This is a genomic window from Streptomyces sp. NPDC041940 (assembly GCF_055589465.1).
In genome coordinates this window covers 80,264-97,090 of record NZ_JBVJBP010000001.1, presented here as the reverse complement: position 1 = coordinate 97,090, position 16,827 = coordinate 80,264, and the positions used below count along the sequence as shown (strand labels likewise).

Here is a 16,827-nt window from a genome sequence, read left to right as displayed (position 1 = left end):
AGAATGGCGGTTGGATACGCGAACGTCAACCGCCCGGGGCCGCCCGATTACGATCGGCGCATGTCAGACACAGGGGGCGTCCGCGAGGTGAAGTCCGCGGCGCGCACGGTCGAGCTGCTGGAACTCCTCGCGGCACGCGGCGACCGCCCGGCCCGGCTGCAGGAGCTGGCCGACGCGCTCGGCGTGCCGCGCAGCTCGATGTACGCGCTGCTCCAGACCCTGATCTCGCGCGGCTGGGTCCGCACCGACGTCACCGGCTCCCTGTACGGCATCGGCATTCACGCCCTGCTCACCGGCACCGGCTATCTCGATTCCGACCCCCGGGTGCGGGCCGTACGGCCGTATCTCGACGAGGCGTCCGAGGCACTCGGCGAGACCCTCCACATGGGGCGCCTGGACGGCCGGGACGTGGCCTATCTGGCGACCCGGGAGTCGCACGAGTACCTGCGCACGATCAGCCGGGTGGGGCGCCGGCTGCCCGCCCACGTCGGAGCCCTGGGCAAGGCGCTGCTGGCGGAACGCCCGGACGAGGGGCTGCCCGACGGGCCGTACGAGGCGCTGACCCCGAACTCGCACACGAGCCGGGAGTCCCTGGCGGCCGACCTCGCGCGGATCCGGGCCCGCGGCCACTCCGTGGACCGGGAGGAGGGCGTGAGCGGGATCGTCGGCTTCGGGTTCGCGCTGCGCTACGACTCCCCCGCGCTGGACGCGATCAGCTGCTCGGTGCCGGTCGCCCGGCTCACTCCGGAGCACGAGGAGCGGATCGTCGCCGTGATGCGGGAGATCCGGGCGAAGGCCGAGACGACGGTTCCGACAGGTGCCGGAGCCGTCCACTGGCGCTAGCGGGAACACCCGCGCCACCTGGTGAAAGGCGCTCGTTTACCCGGGCTTCACCACACCAAACACAACGTGATCCAGATCACGCTCTTTCGGTTCACGTGTGCGACTACGTGCTTGATACAAATTGCTCGCGCGTTCCTGTCCATCGACGGTCGTCGCCAATCCCCCCATTTCCCCCGCTCCTTTCGCATGCCCTGGGAACGCCCGTGTTCGCCCCCCGCACCACTCCCTGGTCCCTCGTCGCCCTTTTCACGGCCGGGTACCTCGCTCCGTATCTGCTGCCGACCACCGTCGGCCGACTCGATTCGGGCCTTCCGCTCTCCGCCACGCAGGCCGGCGCCGTCGGCAGTGCGCTGCTGCTGAGTTCGGCCGCGGCCGGATTCGTCCTGGCCTCACGGGTCGAACGGATCGGGGCCCGCACCCTCGCCCGCATCGGTCTCGCCCTGGCCTTCTTCGGCTACGGCGGCGCCGCCCTCACCACCGCTGTCCCGGCCGTCGTCGCCGGGGCCGTCCTCGGCGGGTTCGGGTCCGGCACGGCCACCACCGTCGCCGCCACCCTCATCGCCGGACAGCGGGATCCGCACCGGGCCTCCACCGCCGGGCTGCTCACCGTCTCCGCCCTCGCGGGTGCCGTGTATCTGACGGTGCCGCACCTCGGCCCGGGGCACGGACTGCCGCTGGCCGCGATCGCCCTCACGGCCCTGGTCGTGTGGCCGCTGGCCGGCCGCCTCCCCGCAGGTGCGCCCGCCGCACCCACGCGGCATCACAAGGCCCGCTTGCCGCACGCCCGTTCGGGACTGGTGCTGGCCGCCGCCATGCTGTGCTGGTCGCTCGCCCAGAACTCCCTGTGGGGCGTGAGCGGACGGATCGGTCTTGACCAGGCCCACCTGAGTGAGGCCACCGTCGGTGTCGTCTTCGCCGTGGCCCTGATCGCCGGACTGACCGGTGTCCTGCTGGCGGGCCTGCTCGGGGCGCGACTGGGTCGCGCCGTGCCGATCGGGGCGGGCACCGTCCTCATCGCCGGCTGCATCGTGCTCAGCGCCTCTTCGAGCGACCTGACGAGCTTCGCGACCGGCGAGATCGCCTGGAACACGATGTACCCGGTGGTGCTGTCGTATCTGATCGGGCTCGCCGCCTCGCTCGACCCGCGCGGCCGCTGGGCGGTGCTGGTCGGCTCGGCGTCCTCGCTGGGCACGGCCGCCGGACCGCTCACCGGCAGTGTGCTGTCGGCACAGGCCGGGTTCCCGGTCATGGGCGTGATCCTGGCCGCCGGACTGCTGGTCATCGCCGTGCCGATGACCGCCGTCGCCCTGCACACCGGCGGACGCCCGCTGCTGCCCGGCGCGATCCGCCGTCGCGGCGGCCACCCGGCCGCCCTGGTCGCCGCCGCCACGGGCACGCCCACCGGCGCGGTCCCCGAGATCGGCGCCCCGGAACAGCCGGTCGTGGAGATCGCCGTGGAGGCCGCGGCCATCCCCACCCAGCGGGCCTACGACAAGGCAGGACCCCGGCAGGCGGGTGCCTCACCGGGGTCCGGAGCCCTGTAGGTCAGCTGAGAGTGCCGCGGGCGCGCCGGTGCACGACCCAGCCCGTGGCCACCAGGGCCGCCGCCAGCGCGGCCACCGTCAGGACGGTGACACCGGTGGAGGCGAGGCTGCCGGAGGACCCGGCGGCCGACGTACCGGTACCGCCACCGGTACCGCCGGAGCCGCCCGTCGTACCGGTGCCGCCGTCCGTGCCACCGCCTCCGGTGCCACCGCCGGTGCCGCCCCCGGCACCCCCGCCGTTCCCGTCGTCGGTGTCCACCGGGTCCTGGCCGACGAAGGCCACGGGGACCTTGACGTCCTGGGAGCGGTCGCCGGAGAGGGTGTGGTCGGCGCGGGTGGCCAGGACGCAGGTCGCCTTGAAGCAGTCGGTGTACTCGTCCTTGGCGTCCACCGTCAGCTCGACCTCGAAGGTGCCGCCCTTGCCGTACGGGATCGCCAGCTCCTGGCCGTAGTCCGGCGGGTTGGAGGAGATCCACGCCGAGGAGTGCGAGGTGCCGGACATGTCGACGCCGCCGATGCACGGGGTGGGCAGTTCGCCGTCGCCGTTGTCGACGCACAGGGCGACGTAGACGCCCTTCTTCATGTCGTAGCCGGAGCCGGTGATCTTGAGGGTCTGGTCCTCGGTGGAGAGGTGGTTGACCGGGGTGACGGTGAGCTTCTGCCCGTTGGGACCGGTCACCGTCTTCGTGCCGGACGGCTCGGTGTCGCCGTCACCGTCGCCGTCACCGCCTCCGGGGCCGCCGCCCGCTTCCTTCACGGCCAGGGTGATCGGGGAGGTGCGGGTGGTGCCGGCGGTGTTCTTGAACTCGGCGCGGTACCGGTAGCCGTTCTGCCCCGCCTGGGCCGTGAAGGAGTACGAGGTGCGCGTGGCACCCTCGATCGCGGACCAGGTCTGGCCGCCGTCGGTGCTGACCTGCCAGCGCACGGTCGGTTCCGGGGTGCCCTCGGCCGCCGCGACGAAGGTGACCTTGTCGCCCGGGGCCACGGTCTGGTCGGTCGGGGACTGGGTGACCTTGGGCGAGACGCGTCGGTCGAACCGGAGGACCGAACTCTCCGCCTGGTGGGTGACGTAGACGGAGGCGGCACCCGGGGTGACGGCGACACCGCCGAAGCCGCCCGCCCGGCTGCCGGGCAGGGCGACGGGCAGGGCCGCCTGCTGGAAGGTGACGCTGTCGTACACCTCCAGGACGCCGTTGTTGTCCGCGCCGTCCTCCGCGCTGCCGTAGTCCTCGCGGAGGACGAAGGCCTCACCCGTGGTCTTGTCGAAGGCGACCGCCGTGGGCCGGTCCTTGCCCTTGAGGGTCGTCAGGAGCTTGGCGTCCTTGTCGTACACGAGCACCGAAGAGCCCGTCCCCACCCAGACGTTGCCGGTCTCGGGGTCCACCTCGACGAAGGCGAGGATCTCCCCGGGCAGGGCGGCCTCGGCGGTCACCGTCAAGGAACCGGCATCGACACGGCGGAGCTTGCCGCCGGTGGCCTCGGCGGACCAGATGGCCTTACGGGCGGTGTCGGCCGCGAGGTCGCCGCCGCCGTCGAGGGTGACGGTCCGCCGGACGGCCCCGGTGGCGGTCTCCACCTCGGACAGGACGGCGCCCTGGGAGATCAGGACGGTGTCGGCGCCGGTGCCCGGAGCGGCCCCGGTGACGGCACCGCCGGGCGGCCAGACGCCCTTCGCCGCCGTGTCGCCGTCCTTGGCGGTGCCGATGCCGCGCACCGGGTACTGGAAGACGACCCCGTCACCGGCGAGCGGGGCGATGATCCGCTGCACCGCGCGGGGCTGCATCGTGCCGGTGGAGCCGGGGGCCTGGGCGACATGGCTGAGCAGCCTGCCGTCCTCGGGGTTCAGGACGTAGAGGCCCGCCTCGTTGACGTCGGCGGTGTCGGGGATGTTGTCGGAGCCGACGTACAGCTTCTTGGATTCGGGGTGCAGGAGCAGGGCGTTGGGGCGGCCGACCGTGGTGATCTCGGCGGAGCGCGCGTAAGTGACGGTGCCGGCCGGGACGTCCACGCCGTCGCCGTCGCCGCCACCGGGGTCCTGGCCCTCGAAGGTGACCGGGATCCGGACGTCCTGGGAGCGGTCGCCGGCGGCCCGGTGATCGACGCGGGTGACGACCGAGCAGCCGACCTGGGTGCAGTCGAGGCCGCCGTCCTTCGCCTCGGCCTCGATCTCGACGTCGAAGGTGCCGCCGTCGCCGAAGGTCTCGGTGAGGGGGCCCTCGTTGGGGTCGCCCTCGGGGACGATCCACTTCGAGGCCCCGCTGCCGCCGCTCTGGTCGGCGCCGCCCAGGCAGGGGGTGGGGATGCGGTTGTCGCCGTTGTCCTTGCACACGGCGACGTAGATGCCCTTGGCGGTGTCGTAGCCGGAGCCGGTGACGCGCAGGGTCTCCCCGTCCGGGTCGAGGTTCGCGGAGGCGGAGACGGTGAGTTTCTGGCCGTTCTTGCCGAGGCCCGTCCTGGGGGTGTCGGCGGCCTGCGCGGCGGTGCCGGCGCCCAGGGCGACCGAGGCGGCCACCAGGGCGGCGACGCCGAGCAGCGCCGCCGGGCGTCTGTGATGCATGAGCGGTTCCTCACATGGTCGGGTGGGCCCGTACGGACGCCGAGGGCCGGGCCCCGGAGTGCCCCGGGGCCCGGCCTGGCGGTGCGTCAGCCGGCCGTCACTGGAAGGTGACCGGGACGTGGACGTCGTACTTGCGGTCGTTGCTGTCGAAGTGGTCGGCGCGGGTCACGATCGCGCAGGTGACGTCGTCGCCGCAGACCTGGCCGTTGTCGAGGGTGGCCTTGACGAAGATGTTCACGTCGAAGGTGCCGCCGGTGCCGAACTTGGAGCTGTTGGCGAACATGCCGCCGAAGGTGTTGTTCACCCAGTGCGAGGCGCCGGTGGAGCCGCTCTCGTCCTGGCCGCCCAGACAGGGGGTCGGCTTGGCGGCCCCCGGAGCGCCCGAGACCACGCACAGGCCGACGTAGATGCCCTGGCCCGGGTTGAAGCCGGAGCCGGTGACCTTGATGACCTGACCGGCCGCGGAGGCCGTGTTCGGGGCGGTCACCGACAGGTTGTACGTGGTGCCGCCGTCGGTGATCGTGCGGGTCGAGGTGGCGGCGGATGCCGAGCCGGCCAGGCCCAGGGTGAGGGCGGCTGACGCGGCGACGGCCACGCCGGCACGGGCGGCGGTACGGGCGGAGAAGGCGGATCTCATGGGGTACGAGCCCTTTCTCGTCGGTCGACCTCGCTGGTCGACAGCGAGCAAAGATTAGGTAAGCCTTACCTAACTAAGCAAGGGTCAGTTCGCGATACGGACCGTGAACTGCGCTACAGCGGCGCCCTGTTGCCCGGTCACGGCGGACAACTCGACCGTGTGCCCGCCCTCGACGGCCGTGGCGTACACCGGGAAGGCCCGGGCGACACGGCCCTCCTCGTCGGCCACCGCCTGGTACCGGGTGTCACCGTCGATCGCGACGAGCACGACCGCGCCGGGCGCGAAGCCCTCTCCGGTGACCCGTTGTTCCTCGCCGGGAGCGAGGGAGGAACGCGCGACGGAGGCCGTGGGCGCGCTCGCCTGCTCCCGCCGAGGTTCGGGCGCGGGAGCGTCCGGGGCCGTGGGGATCGGCGACGGCGGTACGTCACCGGGAGCACCGCCCCCGGCCCCGGTACCGGCCGTCACGTCCAGCACCCCCAGCGCGTCCCCCGACGCGAACCGCTCTCCGCTCCAGTCGGACAGCAGCCCCGCTCCCTCGTCCGTGAGGGACGCCCGCAGACCGGTCCAGGTCATGCCGCCCTCGCGTACGGCGGGTTCGGCGCCGCCCGTGGCGATCTCGGCCAGCGTCACCTCCTGGGCGCGGCCGTCGCGTACGGCACGGACGCGCAGGGCGCCGCCGTCCCCGCCGCCGGTCAACTCCAGCCGCAGGCCGCCCAGGACGAGCGGGTCGTCCGGTGCGGCGGACCGGGCGAGGCGGGCGGTACCGCCCAACTCGACGTCCGCCGCCCCGGTTCCGGGATCCGCGCCGCCGCCCGTCGCCGGGAACCAGGACCGGTCGGCCGCCCCCTGTACGGCCGACCGGTCCGTGGTCAGCGCGATCCCTCTGCCGGTGAGGCCGGGTACGGCCGTGTTCCAGCTCGCGTACCCTCCGGACACCTCGCGCGGAAGGGCCTCCCCCTCCTGCGCGGCCGCCGCGCCCGGCGACAGCACCGCGCACAGGGCGGCACCGACGGCCAGGGTGACGGCGCCGGGTCTTTTCGCCATCTTCGTGTCCCTCTCCCTATGAGGTTGTGGTCAGCCGAGGTTGTGGTCAGCTCGCGTCCGCGCGCCCGGCCCGGCGCCTGCGCGCCCAGAACCAGGTCCCGGTGCCGGCGCCGACCAGCCCTGCTGCGGTGAGCCCGAGCGGCAGCGCGGCGGAGCCGGTACTGGCCAGCGGGCCGCCGGAGTCCTTGTCGCCGCTCCCGCCACCGTCGTCGGAACCGCCCGTGCCGCCCCCGCCGGTCGTGCTCGTCCCGGCGGTCGTGCTCGTCCCGGCGGTCGCGCTCGGCGTGGCCGACGCACCGCCGTCCCCGGACGAACCGCCGCCGAAGGTCACCGGCACCCGGACCGTCTGACTCTGGTCGCCGCCGCGCGTGTGGTCGTTGCGCGTGATGACGGCGCAGGTCACGCCGGTCTTCGTGCAGTCGGTGTTGGCGTCCTTGGCGCGCACCTTGAGTTTCACGCTGAAGGTGCCGTCGTGCCCGCTGCCGCCGTACGGCTTCGCCAGCCCGTCCCCGTACGAGGGCGGGTCGGAGGAGATCCAGGCCGAAGCGCCGGACTCGCCGGACATGTCGACGCCGCCGACACAGGGAGTGGGGGTCTTGCCCGGGCCGTTGTCCACGCAGAAGGCGACGTAGATGCCCTTCTCCGTGTTGTAGCCGGAGCCGGTGACGGTCACCGTCTCGCCCGCCGATTTCAGGCCGGAGGACTTGGAGACGGTGAGTTTCTGCCCCTCGGGGCCGGTCGCCGAGCCACCGGCGGCAACGGCCGGAGCCGCGGCCGGGACCATCAGGGCCGCGACGGCCCCCACTGTCCCCCAAGCTCCCCGATATCGGGCAACTCCCTTGCGGCGCAGGCCACTTGACGATGGCATGAAACACCCCCACCACGGTTTATTAAGGTGAGCCTAACCTAAACTAACCGTCAATTGTGCGTCGCGTGAGAGGAAAAGTGGAGCCATGCTCAACTCAGCGAGATGCCGTCCCCCCGCCCGCAGGCGCGCCCTCGCCGCACTCGCCCTCACCCTCGGACTGCTGACCGGCGCCTGCGGCCCGGGCGGCGGATCGTCGTCCTCGGGCGGCTCGGACGCCGCACCGGCCTCCGCGAACGCCCGTGCCGCGGAGGCCCGGAAACAGCTCGCGAAGAACACGATCGCGCCCCTGAAGGGCGAGACTCCCACGCCGAAACTGCCTGTGACCGTCGACTCCTCCGACGGCCGCGAGGTCACCGTCGAGGACGCCTCCCGCATCCTGCCGCTCAACGGCGGCGTGGCGGAGATCGTGTTCACGCTGGGGCTCGGCGACCGCGTCGTGGGCCGCGACATCACCGCGACGTTCGCGGAGGCGAGGAAGCTCCCCCAGGTCACCAAGGCGCACGACGTGAGCGCCGAGAGCGTGCTGTCCCTGCGGCCGACCGTGGTGCTCGCCGACACCGACACCGGCCCCGACGAGGCGCTCGACCAGATCCGGGACGCCGGCATCCCCGTCGTCGTCCTCGACCCGGCGACGAAGCTCTCCGACGTCACCACGCGCACGACCCGTATCGCCGAGGCCCTCGGCGTCCCGGACGCGGGCAAGGCGCTCAACCGGCGGATGAGCACCGACCTCGCGTCCGCCCGGGACGCCGTGCCCGAGGGCAGCAGGCCGAAGGTCGCGTTCCTCTACCTGCGCGGCAGCGCGGCCGTCTATCTGATCGGCGGCAAGGGCTCCGGCGCCGACTCCCTGATCGAGGCGGCGGGCGCGGTGGACGCGGGCACCGAAGCCGGCCTGGACAAGCCGTTCACCCCGATCACCACCGAGGCCCTCGCCCAGGCCCAGCCGGACGTCATCCTGATGATGTCGAAGGGCCTGGAGTCCGTCGGCGGCCTCGACGGACTCGTCAAGATCCCCGGCATCGCCCAGACCCCCGCCGGCATGAACCGCCGCGTCGTCGACGTCGAGGACGGCGTGCTGCTCGGCTACGGCCCGCGCACGCCGCTGGTCATCGACATCCTGGTGGACCGCATCCACGGGAAGTGAGGCAGGCGGGCCTACGGGAAGGTGTAGGCCTCCACCTCGGCGAGATACCGCGCCCGCAGCTCCTCGTCGTCCTCCAGGAAGGAGGCGAGGAAGGAGTTGCGGGCGAGTTCCCGCAGCCGCTCCTCGCTCAGGCCGAGGGTGGCGCGCACGGCGTCGAAGTTCTCGCCGGCGTACCCGCCGAAGTAGGCCGGGTCGTCCGAGTTCACCGTGCACATGAGCCCGGCGTCCAGCATGGCGGGCAGCGGGTGGTCGGCGAGGGTGTCGACGGTCCGCAACCGTACGTTCGACAGCGGGCACAGCGTCAGCGGCACCCGGTCCCGTACCAGCCGCGCCACCAGCGCCGGGTCCTCCACACAGCGCAGACCGTGGTCGACCCGCTCCACGCCGAGGATGTCCAGCGCCTCGGTGATGTACTCCGGCGGCCCCTCCTCACCGGCGTGCGCGACCCGGCGCAGCCCGAGCGCGGCGGCGGCCTCGTAGACCTCGCGGAACTTCACCGGCGGATGCCCGACCTCGGCCGAGTCGAGGCCGACGCCGGTGATCCGGTCGAGGTACGGCTTCGCCGCGTCCAGGGTCGCCAGGGCCGACTCGGCGGACTCGTCGCGCAGGAAGCACAGGATCAGCCGGGTCGAGACACCGTGGTTCGCCTCGCTGCTGCCCAGGGCCCGCCACAGCCCCTCGACGACCGTGCCGATCTCAAGACCCCGGCCGGTGTGGGCCTGCGGGTCGAAGAAGATCTCCGCGTGCCGGACCCCCTGGGCGGCGGCGCGGGCGAGGTATGCGTTGGCCAGGTCCTCGAAGTCACGCTCGGTGCGCAGGACGGCCATGAGCTCGTAGTACAGGTTCAGGAAGGACTGCAGATCCTCGAACCGGTACGCCTCGCGCAGCTCGTCCGTGTCGGCGTACGGCAGCGTGACGCCGTTGCGCGCGGCAAGCTCGAAGGCGAGTTCCGGTTCCAGGGTGCCTTCGATGTGAAGGTGCAGTTCGGCTTTGGGGAGGGACATCAATTCATCGTACGGCTGATTCACCGACGCTTCGGAACCGGCACTCTCAGTAGATCGTGCGCCACGGTCAGCTCACCCTCGTACCCGGCGGCCCGCGCCTGCCGCTCGAACTCGTCCGGGTCGGAATATCGCTGACTGAAGTGAGTCAGCACCAGATGCCGCACCCCACCGTCCCGGGCCACCCGCGCGGCCTGCCCCGCCGTCAGATGCCCGTGTTCCACGGCGAGTTGCTCGTCCTCGTCGAGGAAGGTCGACTCGATGACGAGCATGTCGCAGCCCTCGGCGAGCGCGTACACCCCGTCGCACAGCCGGGTGTCCATGACGAACGCGAACCGCTGCCCGCGCCGCGTCTCGCTCACGTCGTCGAGCGGAACTCCGCCGAGCGAGCCCTCACGCTGGATCCGGCCGACGTCCGGGCCCTTGATGCCGTGCGCGGCGAGCCGCTCGGGCAGCATCCGGCGGCCGTCGGGCTCGACGATCCGGTAGCCGTACGACTCCACGGGGTGCGACAGCTTCCGGGCGTCCAGCGTGTAGCCGCCCGTACGGGCGAGGGGCCCGTCGGCGGAGACGGGTGCCTCGGTGATCCCGACGGTCTCGCGGTAGGCGGTGGCGTACCGGAGACGGTCGAAGAAGCGCTGCCCGGAGCCGGGGTAGTGGGCCGTGATCGCGTGCGGCACCTTGTCGAGGTTGATGCGCTGGATGACGCCGGCGAGGCCGAGGGAATGGTCACCGTGGAAGTGCGTGACGCAGATCCGGTTCAGGTCGTGCGCGGCGACCCCGGCCCGCAGCATCTGGCGCTGCGTGCCCTCGCCCGGGTCGAACAGGATGCCCTCGCCGTCCCAGCGCAGCAGGTAGCCGTTGTGGTTGCGGTGCCGGGTCGGCACCTGGCTGGCGGTGCCGAGGACCACGAGTTCGCGTACGGACAAGGCGGACTACCCGGGGGGCCATTCGAGGCCGCGGCCGCCGAGCACGTGGCCGTGCACGTGCCAGACGGTCTGGCCGGCGCCGCTGCCGGTGTTGAAGACGAGGCGGTGGCTGTCGAGCTTCTCCTCGTCGGCGACGGCCTGGGCCTCGCGGATCACGTCCGCGGTGAGGCCGGGGTCGGCGGCGGCGAGGGCGGCGGCGTTCTCGTAGTGCGCCTTGGGGATGATCAGGACGTGGGTGGGGGCCTGGGGGTTGATGTCGCGGAACGCGATGGTGGTGTCTGTCTGGCGGACGATGGTCGCCGGGATGGTGCCGGCGACGATCTTGCAGAACAGGCAGTCTTCCTGGGGCTCCCCTGCCATGTCTCCTCCGAGGGTTGGGCCGTGTGGTCCGACTTGGGCATCGTATCGTCGTCGGCTGCGGGTGCGTTGTGGCTGGTCGCGCAGTTCCCCGCGCCCCTAAAGAGTTGGCACAGTCGGGGGCGTTTTTGCGGGACTGGCCTCCAAGGCCTCCAGCGCGAGTCGGATGGCCTCGTCCAGTTGGGCGTCCCTGCCCGCTACGTAATCCTGGGGGCGCTGCACGACTTCCACGTCCGGGTCCACACCGTGGTTCTCGACGCCCCACTCGTAGCCCTCCAGCCAGAAGGCGTACTTGGGTTGGGTGACGAGGGTGCCGTCGACGAGGCGGTAGCGGCTGTCGATGCCGATGACGCCGCCCCAGGTACGGGTGCCGACGACGGGGCCGAGCCGCAAGGCCTTGATGGCCGCGTTGACGATGTCGCCGTCGGAGCCGGAGAACTCGTTGGCGACGGCCACGACGGGGCCGCGGGGGGCGTCCTCCGGGTAGCTGAAGGGGCGCATGCCACGGGGCACGGCCCAGCCGACGATGCGCCGGGCGAGTTTCTCGATGACCAGCTGGGAGGTGTGGCCGCCGCGGTTCTCGCGGACGTCGACGACCAGGCCCTCGCGGGCGACCTCGACGCGCAGGTCACGGTGGATCTGGGCCCAGCCGGGCGCCTGCATGTCCGGGACGTGCAGATAGCCGAGGCGGCCGCCGGACTTCTCTTGGACGTAGGCGCGCCGGTCGGCGACCCAGGCGTGGTAGCGCAGCGGCTCCTCGTCCGCGACCGGGACGACGACGGCATGCCGTGGGTCGCCGCCGCCGGACGGGGAGATGGTCAGCTCCACCGGTTTGCCCGCCGTGCCGATCAGCAGCGGGCCGGGCCCGGCGACCGGGTCGACCGGCTGTCCGGCGATGGCGAGGATCGCGTCCCCGGGGCGTACGGCGACACCGGGTGCGGCCAGCGGGCTGCGGGCGTCGGGATCGGAGGTCTCCGAGGGCAGGATGCGGTCGACGCGCCAACTGCCGTCCTCGTGGCGGGAGATGTCCGCGCCGAGCAGGCCCTGGCGGGCGCCGCGGCCGTAGCCGCCGCGCGGGGTGACATAGGCGTGCGAGGTGCCGAGTTCGCCCTGCACCTCCCACAGCAGGTCGACCAGGTCGTCATGGGTGGCGAGCCGGTCCACGACCGGGCGGTAGCGGTCGAGGACGCCGGTCCAGTCGACGCCGCTCATGTCGGGCCGCCAGAAGTGGTCCCGCATGATGCGGCCGTTCTCGTCGAACATCTGCCGCCACTCGGCGGCCGGGTCGATGAACTGGCGTACGCGGCCGAGGTCGACGGTGATGTTGGAGTCGCTGTCGTCGTCGTTCGAGGCGCGCCGGTCGCTGGGGACGACCTTCAGCCGCCCGTCGGTCCACAACAGGACCCGCTTGCCGTCGCCGCTGACCTCGAAGTGGTCGGCGTCGACGGCGAGATGCTCGACGCGCTGCTGGGCGAGGTCGTACCGCTCCAGCTCGGACTTGGGCTCCGGGTCGCCGGGGGTGGCCCGGGACGCGCCGAGCACACCGGCGACCGGGTGGCGCAGCCACAGGACGCCGTCCTTCGCTGCCCGCAGGTTGGAGTAGCGGGCGGCCTCGACCGGGAAGGGCACGATGCGGTCGGCGAGGCCTTCGAGGTCGATGCGGGTGGTGGGGGTGCCCTCGCTGTCGGGGGTCTCCTCGCGGTCGGGCGTCTCGAAGGACCGGCCGTGCCGCTGCGGCCCGAACGGGGAGGGGGTGGTCGCCGCGAGGGTGATGAGATGCGGCCTCGCACCCTCCACGAAGGCCAGGTCGAAGACGTGCTCGTCGTAGACCGGGTCGAAGGAGCGGGTCGACAGGAACGCGAGGTGCTTGCCGTCCACCGTGAACGCCGGCGCGTAGTCCTGGAAGCGCAGCGGGGTCGCCTCGGTGACCGACAGGTCGGTGGTGTTGGCGAGCTTCAGCTGGGACAGGGGCCGCGGTCCGGGGTGGGACCAGGCCAGCCAGGAGGAGTCGGGCGAGAAGACGACCCCCGACACATCACCGTCCTCGCTGCGGTCCACCTCCCGCACCTCACCCGTCTCCCGCTCGACGAGCAGCAGCCGCCCGTCGTGGGAGGCGACGGCGGCGCGGCTGCCGTCGGGCGACATGGCGAGGTCCAGCACCCGGCCGAGCTGCCCGGCGGCGAGCCGGCGCGGCGTCGCTCCCGGGGCGAGCCCGGTGGCGGGCGCGAACTCCAGGGCGTCGTCGCCCTCGGCGTCCGTCACCCACACCACCCACTCCTCGCCGTCGGCGCGGAAGGCACGCGGCTGCCGGGCCCGCACGCCGGGCGTCGCGGCGAGGGCACGGGCGGGGCCGGCGCGGTGGGTGACCCAGTGGACGGAGCCGCGTACGGAGACGGCACTGCCGCGCGCGGTGTGGTCCGGGGACGCCGACCCGAACGACTGGGAGGCGTGCAGCGGAAACGGCTGAAGATCGACGCGCTGCCCGCCCAGCCGCACGTCCAGCCGACGCGGCTCGGCCCCGTCCAGATCGTCGAGCACCCACAGCTCACCGGCACTGGAGTAGACGACCCGGGTGCCGTCGGTCGCGGCGTGCCGGGCGTAGAACCCGTCGAGCGGCGTGTGGCGCCGCAGGTCGGACCCGTCGGCGAGGGAGGAGTACAGCGCGCCGGTGCCCTCGTGGTCGGACAGGAACGCGATGCGGTCGCCGGCCCACAGCGGGTACTCGATGTTCCCGTCGAGCTCCTGATGCAGCCGTACGAACTCCCCGTCCCCGTCCCGGTCGATCCACAACTTGCCCGCGCCACCGCCCCGGTACCGCTTCCACCAGGCGGCTTCGCGCCCCATCGGCGCGGAGAGCAGGACGACACTCGGCCCGTAGGCGATGTCGCCGACGGGCCCGTACGGCAGGGTGGTGGCCGGACCGCCGTCGAGCGGGACGGCACGCGCCCAGCTGCGGCGCAGGCTCGCCTGCCCCTGGGTGCTGGTGGCCAGGACCTCGCCGTCCGGGGTCCAGCCGCGCACCTGGGTCTTCGAACTGCCCCAGTACGTCAGCCGCTTGGCGGGCCCGCCGTCGGCCGGGGCGATGTGCACCTCGGGAGCGCCGTCGCGGGTGGAGGTCCACGCGACGGTGGTCCCGTCGGGCGAGATGCGGGGCTGGGTCACCGGCACGTTGTCGGCGCTGACCCGCCAGGCCCTGCCCCCGTCGAGAGGGGCGAGCCACACGTCGTCCTCGGCGGTGAAGGCGACCAGGTCGCCGCGCACGTGGGGGAACCGGAGGTAAGCAGGCGATGCGGACTGAGTCACCCGATCACCCTATGCAGGGACGACGCCGCGCGGACAGACTTCGGATCACTTGCCCTCGACGGGCCGGCAGTCCGGATACCGCTCGCACCAGATGGTCTGTGTGACGGTCACGGTGACGGTGGGTCCTGGCCGCCCGTTCGTCGGGCCGCCTCCCACGGGCGACGGAGTGGCATCACAGTTGCCGAGCCCGTCGACCTCGAACCACACCTTGCCGTCGACCTTGGCGGTGATCTTCCCGCGCACGCATTCGCCGTCCACGGCGTGGGTGACCCTGCCGGTGACGGTGATGTCCTTCCCGTCCTCCGTCTCCCCCTCGCAGTCGACGGTCGCGACGGTCTTCTCCCGCGCCGAGGGCGACGCGTTCCCGCCCTTGCCGGAGTTCCCGTACGAGGCGGTACAGGTCAGCCAACGCACGCCCGCCTTCTGCCGGTTGAGTTCCTTGGTGACGGTTTCGTCGGTCGTATAGGCGACGGCCGCGGAACTGATCCCCGCCCCGGGTTCACAGGCGACGGCACCGCCCACGCCGACCACCGCGAACGCCACCACGGCCGCGACCCGCCGGCCTCGCGAGCCCCGCCCGGTCCTCCTCGATGCCCCCATGGAAGGCAGCCTGCCACCGACGAGGGCGGGGCGGTAGAGCGCATACGGCCACCACGGCCCGCAGCGGCCGGCGCGTCAACGGACAGCGGACGGGTGTCCCGACGCGCACTGCCCGTGCGGGCTCAGGACCAGCGACCGGTCCGAGCCAGGAGTACAGCGGCAGCCGCGGTCCCAGCGGTCGACGTGCGCAGCACACTGCGCCCGAGCCGGTACGCCTTCGCCCCCGCCTCCTCGAACTGCGCCAACTCCTCGGGCGAAACGCCCCCTTCGGGGCCCACGACCAGCACGATCTCGCCGGAGGACGGCAGTTCGGCGGTAGCCAGCGGCTCGTCTCCGCTCTCGTGGAGCACGGCGGCGAAGTCGGCACCGGCCAGCAGCGCGGCGACCTGCTTGGTCGAAGCCGCCTCCGCGACCTCCGGAAACCGCACGCGGCGTGACTGCTTCCCGGCCTCCCGGGCCGTCGCCCGCCACTTGCCCAGCGCCTTCAGCCCGCGTTCGCCCTTCCACTGCGTGATGCAACGCGCCGCCGCCCAGGGCACGACCGCGTCGACACCGACCTCGGTCATCGTCTCGACGGCCAGCTCCCCGCGGTCGCCCTTGGGCAGCGCCTGGACGACGGTGACCCGGGGCTGCTCCACCGGCTCCTCGGTCACCGAGTCCAGCCGGACGATCAGCCGGTCCTTGCCCTCGGTGTCGAGCACGACGCAGTCCGCCCAGCGGCCGGCCCCGTCCGTGAGGACGATGTCCTCGCCGGGCCGCAGCCGCTTCACGGAGACGGCATGCCGCCCTTCCGGACCGTCGAGGACGTACCGGCCACCGCTACTGCCACTGGCACCGCCCGCGTCGAGGTGCTCGACCACGAACACCGGCGCGGTCATCGGACGCCGCCTCCGCCCGACAACACCGCGCGTGCCGTGGCGAGTTCACCGGCCAGCACCTCCACCAGCTGCCCGGCGGGCAGCTCCCGCGCCATCCGGTGGCCCTGCCCGGCCCAGAGTGCCATGCCCTGCGCGTCACCCGCCTTGGCGGCGGCCTTGCGCAGCGGCGAGGTCAGGTGGTGGATCTCGGGGTAGGCGGGCGGCGCGTACGGGCCGTGCTCGCGCAGGAAACGGTTGACGAGCCCGCGCGCCGGCCGCCCGGAGAAGGCCCGGGTCAACTCGGTACGCACGAACAGGGGGTTGGTCAGCGCCTGCTTGTGCAGGGCGTTCGCGCCGGACTCGTGCGTGGCGAGGAACGCGGTGCCGAGCTGGGCCGCGCTCGCGCCGGCCGCGAGCACCGCGGCGATCTGGCCGCCGCGCATGATGCCGCCGGCGGCGACGATCGGGATGTTCACGGATTCCCGGATCTGGGCGACCAGCGACAGCAGCCCGATGCCGGAACCGTCCAGCTCGGGGATGTCCCGGTGCGTGCCCTGGTGGCCGCCGGCCTCGACGCCCTGCGCGATGACCCCGTCCGCGCCCGCCCGCTCCACGGCCCGGGCCTCGTCGGGGGTGGTCGCGGCGGCCAGGACGAAGGTGCCGACGCGGTGCAGGGTGTCGACGACCTCGCGGCTCGGCACGCCGAAGTGGAACGACACCACGGGCACGGGGTTGTCGCGCAACACCGCGAGCTTGGTCTCGTAGCCGTCGTCGCGACCGCTGTCGGGGTCCCCGAGCTCGGCCTCGTACCAGGTGGCCTCGCCGGCCAGCTGGTGGGCGTAGACGTCGACGGCGGCGGGGTCGGCGTACTCGGGCTGCGGCATGAACACGTTCACGCCGAAGGGCCTGCTCGTGAGGCTCCGCAGCTGCTTGATCTCCTCGTACACCCCGTCGGCGGTTTTGTACCCGGCGGCGAGGAATCCGAGCCCGCCCGCCTCGCACACGGCGGCGGCGAGCTGCGGTACGGAGACGCCACCCGCCATGGGGGCCTGCACGATCGGGTGCGGGAAGAGATCGGTCAGCGCGGAGGACATGACCGCATGTTGTCACGTCCTCCGAACAACCCCGAAACCGGCCTGCGGT

The 16,827-nt window shown here is 72.7% G+C and carries 14 protein-coding genes; 3 read left to right on the top strand and 11 right to left on the bottom strand.

What is annotated here, in order from left to right; all coding sequences use genetic code 11:
* Positions 1 to 60 precede the first annotated feature (60 nt).
* Together ACZ6I3_RS00390 and ACZ6I3_RS00385 are read left to right on the top strand one after the other, a co-directional pair.
* Complete coding sequence (locus ACZ6I3_RS00390; RefSeq protein WP_469410634.1) at positions 61 to 843, top strand: IclR family transcriptional regulator; 783 nt, start codon at positions 61 to 63, stop codon at positions 841 to 843.
* Between the two features lie 203 nt (positions 844 to 1,046).
* Positions 1,047 to 2,387, top strand: coding sequence for an MFS transporter (locus ACZ6I3_RS00385; RefSeq protein WP_469410633.1), 1,341 nt, complete (start codon positions 1,047 to 1,049; stop codon positions 2,385 to 2,387).
* A 1-nt stretch (position 2,388) separates the two neighbouring features.
* Here ACZ6I3_RS00385 and ACZ6I3_RS00380 read toward each other — a convergent pair whose 3' ends face one another.
* The 4 genes from ACZ6I3_RS00380 to ACZ6I3_RS00365 form a co-directional block, all read right to left on the bottom strand.
* Positions 2,389 to 4,944, bottom strand: coding sequence for an immunoglobulin I-set domain protein (locus ACZ6I3_RS00380; protein ID WP_469410632.1), 2,556 nt, complete (start codon positions 4,942 to 4,944; stop codon positions 2,389 to 2,391).
* A 97-nt stretch (positions 4,945 to 5,041) separates the two neighbouring features.
* Entirely contained in the window at positions 5,042 to 5,581 is a 540-nt protein-coding gene (locus ACZ6I3_RS00375; protein ID WP_469410631.1) for a hypothetical protein, read from the bottom strand.
* A gap of 84 nt (positions 5,582 to 5,665) precedes the next feature.
* Positions 5,666 to 6,625 carry an HtaA domain-containing protein gene (locus ACZ6I3_RS00370; RefSeq protein ID WP_469410630.1) on the bottom strand — a complete coding sequence of 320 codons (960 nt, stop codon included), beginning with the start codon at positions 6,623 to 6,625 and terminating at the stop codon, positions 5,666 to 5,668.
* A gap of 46 nt (positions 6,626 to 6,671) precedes the next feature.
* Positions 6,672 to 7,430 (bottom strand): hypothetical protein, encoded by a 759-nt coding sequence (locus tag ACZ6I3_RS00365; RefSeq protein ID WP_469410629.1) that lies wholly within the window; start codon positions 7,428 to 7,430, stop codon positions 6,672 to 6,674.
* A gap of 148 nt (positions 7,431 to 7,578) precedes the next feature.
* Here ACZ6I3_RS00365 and ACZ6I3_RS00360 point away from each other — a divergent pair, with 148 nt between their 5' ends.
* Positions 7,579 to 8,637 carry a heme/hemin ABC transporter substrate-binding protein gene (locus ACZ6I3_RS00360; RefSeq protein WP_469410628.1) on the top strand — a complete coding sequence of 353 codons (1,059 nt, stop codon included), beginning with the start codon at positions 7,579 to 7,581 and terminating at the stop codon, positions 8,635 to 8,637.
* An 11-nt stretch (positions 8,638 to 8,648) separates the two neighbouring features.
* On the opposite strand, the gene ACZ6I3_RS00355 is transcribed toward ACZ6I3_RS00360, so the two are convergent.
* The 7 genes from ACZ6I3_RS00355 to ACZ6I3_RS00325 form a co-directional block, all read right to left on the bottom strand.
* Positions 8,649 to 9,641, bottom strand: coding sequence for an adenosine deaminase (locus ACZ6I3_RS00355; RefSeq protein WP_469410627.1), 993 nt, complete (start codon positions 9,639 to 9,641; stop codon positions 8,649 to 8,651).
* A 20-nt stretch (positions 9,642 to 9,661) separates the two neighbouring features.
* On the bottom strand, positions 9,662 to 10,567 hold the full coding sequence (locus ACZ6I3_RS00350; protein WP_469410626.1) for a ribonuclease Z: 906 nt from the start codon (positions 10,565 to 10,567) through the stop codon (positions 9,662 to 9,664).
* 6 nt (positions 10,568 to 10,573) lie between these two features.
* Entirely contained in the window at positions 10,574 to 10,927 is a 354-nt protein-coding gene (locus ACZ6I3_RS00345) for a histidine triad nucleotide-binding protein (RefSeq protein WP_469410625.1), read from the bottom strand.
* Between the two features lie 96 nt (positions 10,928 to 11,023).
* A complete protein-coding gene (locus tag ACZ6I3_RS00340; protein WP_469410624.1) occupies positions 11,024 to 14,227 on the bottom strand; it encodes a S41 family peptidase in 3,204 nt (1,067 codons plus the stop codon).
* A gap of 45 nt (positions 14,228 to 14,272) precedes the next feature.
* Entirely contained in the window at positions 14,273 to 14,827 is a 555-nt protein-coding gene (locus tag ACZ6I3_RS00335) for a hypothetical protein (RefSeq protein WP_469410623.1), read from the bottom strand.
* A 122-nt stretch (positions 14,828 to 14,949) separates the two neighbouring features.
* Positions 14,950 to 15,705 (bottom strand): 16S rRNA (uracil(1498)-N(3))-methyltransferase, encoded by a 756-nt coding sequence (locus ACZ6I3_RS00330; RefSeq protein ID WP_469410622.1) that lies wholly within the window; start codon positions 15,703 to 15,705, stop codon positions 14,950 to 14,952.
* A complete protein-coding gene (locus ACZ6I3_RS00325; protein WP_469410621.1) occupies positions 15,702 to 16,778 on the bottom strand; it encodes a nitronate monooxygenase in 1,077 nt (358 codons plus the stop codon). The genes ACZ6I3_RS00330 and ACZ6I3_RS00325 overlap by 4 nt, the downstream gene beginning before the upstream one ends.
* Positions 16,779 to 16,827 lie beyond the last annotated feature (49 nt).

Bases quoted from the DNA above. Each gene is read 5' to 3' on its own strand.
- ACZ6I3_RS00345 (WP_469410625.1), bottom strand. From the start codon at position 10,927: ATGGCAGGGGAGCCCCAGGAAGACTGCCTGTTCTGCAAGATCGTCGCC.
- ACZ6I3_RS00380 (WP_469410632.1), bottom strand. From the start codon at position 4,944: ATGCATCACAGACGCCCGGCGGCGCTGCTCGGCGTCGCCGCCCTGGTG.
- ACZ6I3_RS00360 (WP_469410628.1), top strand. From the start codon at position 7,579: ATGCTCAACTCAGCGAGATGCCGTCCCCCCGCCCGCAGGCGCGCCCTC.
- ACZ6I3_RS00370 (WP_469410630.1), bottom strand. From the start codon at position 6,625: ATGGCGAAAAGACCCGGCGCCGTCACCCTGGCCGTCGGTGCCGCCCTG.
- ACZ6I3_RS00325 (WP_469410621.1), bottom strand. From the start codon at position 16,778: ATGTCCTCCGCGCTGACCGATCTCTTCCCGCACCCGATCGTGCAGGCC.
- ACZ6I3_RS00355 (WP_469410627.1), bottom strand. From the start codon at position 9,641: ATGTCCCTCCCCAAAGCCGAACTGCACCTTCACATCGAAGGCACCCTG.
- ACZ6I3_RS00375 (WP_469410631.1), bottom strand. From the start codon at position 5,581: ATGAGATCCGCCTTCTCCGCCCGTACCGCCGCCCGTGCCGGCGTGGCC.
- ACZ6I3_RS00330 (WP_469410622.1), bottom strand. From the start codon at position 15,705: ATGACCGCGCCGGTGTTCGTGGTCGAGCACCTCGACGCGGGCGGTGCC.
- ACZ6I3_RS00390 (WP_469410634.1), top strand. From the start codon at position 61: ATGTCAGACACAGGGGGCGTCCGCGAGGTGAAGTCCGCGGCGCGCACG.
- ACZ6I3_RS00335 (WP_469410623.1), bottom strand. From the start codon at position 14,827: ATGGGGGCATCGAGGAGGACCGGGCGGGGCTCGCGAGGCCGGCGGGTC.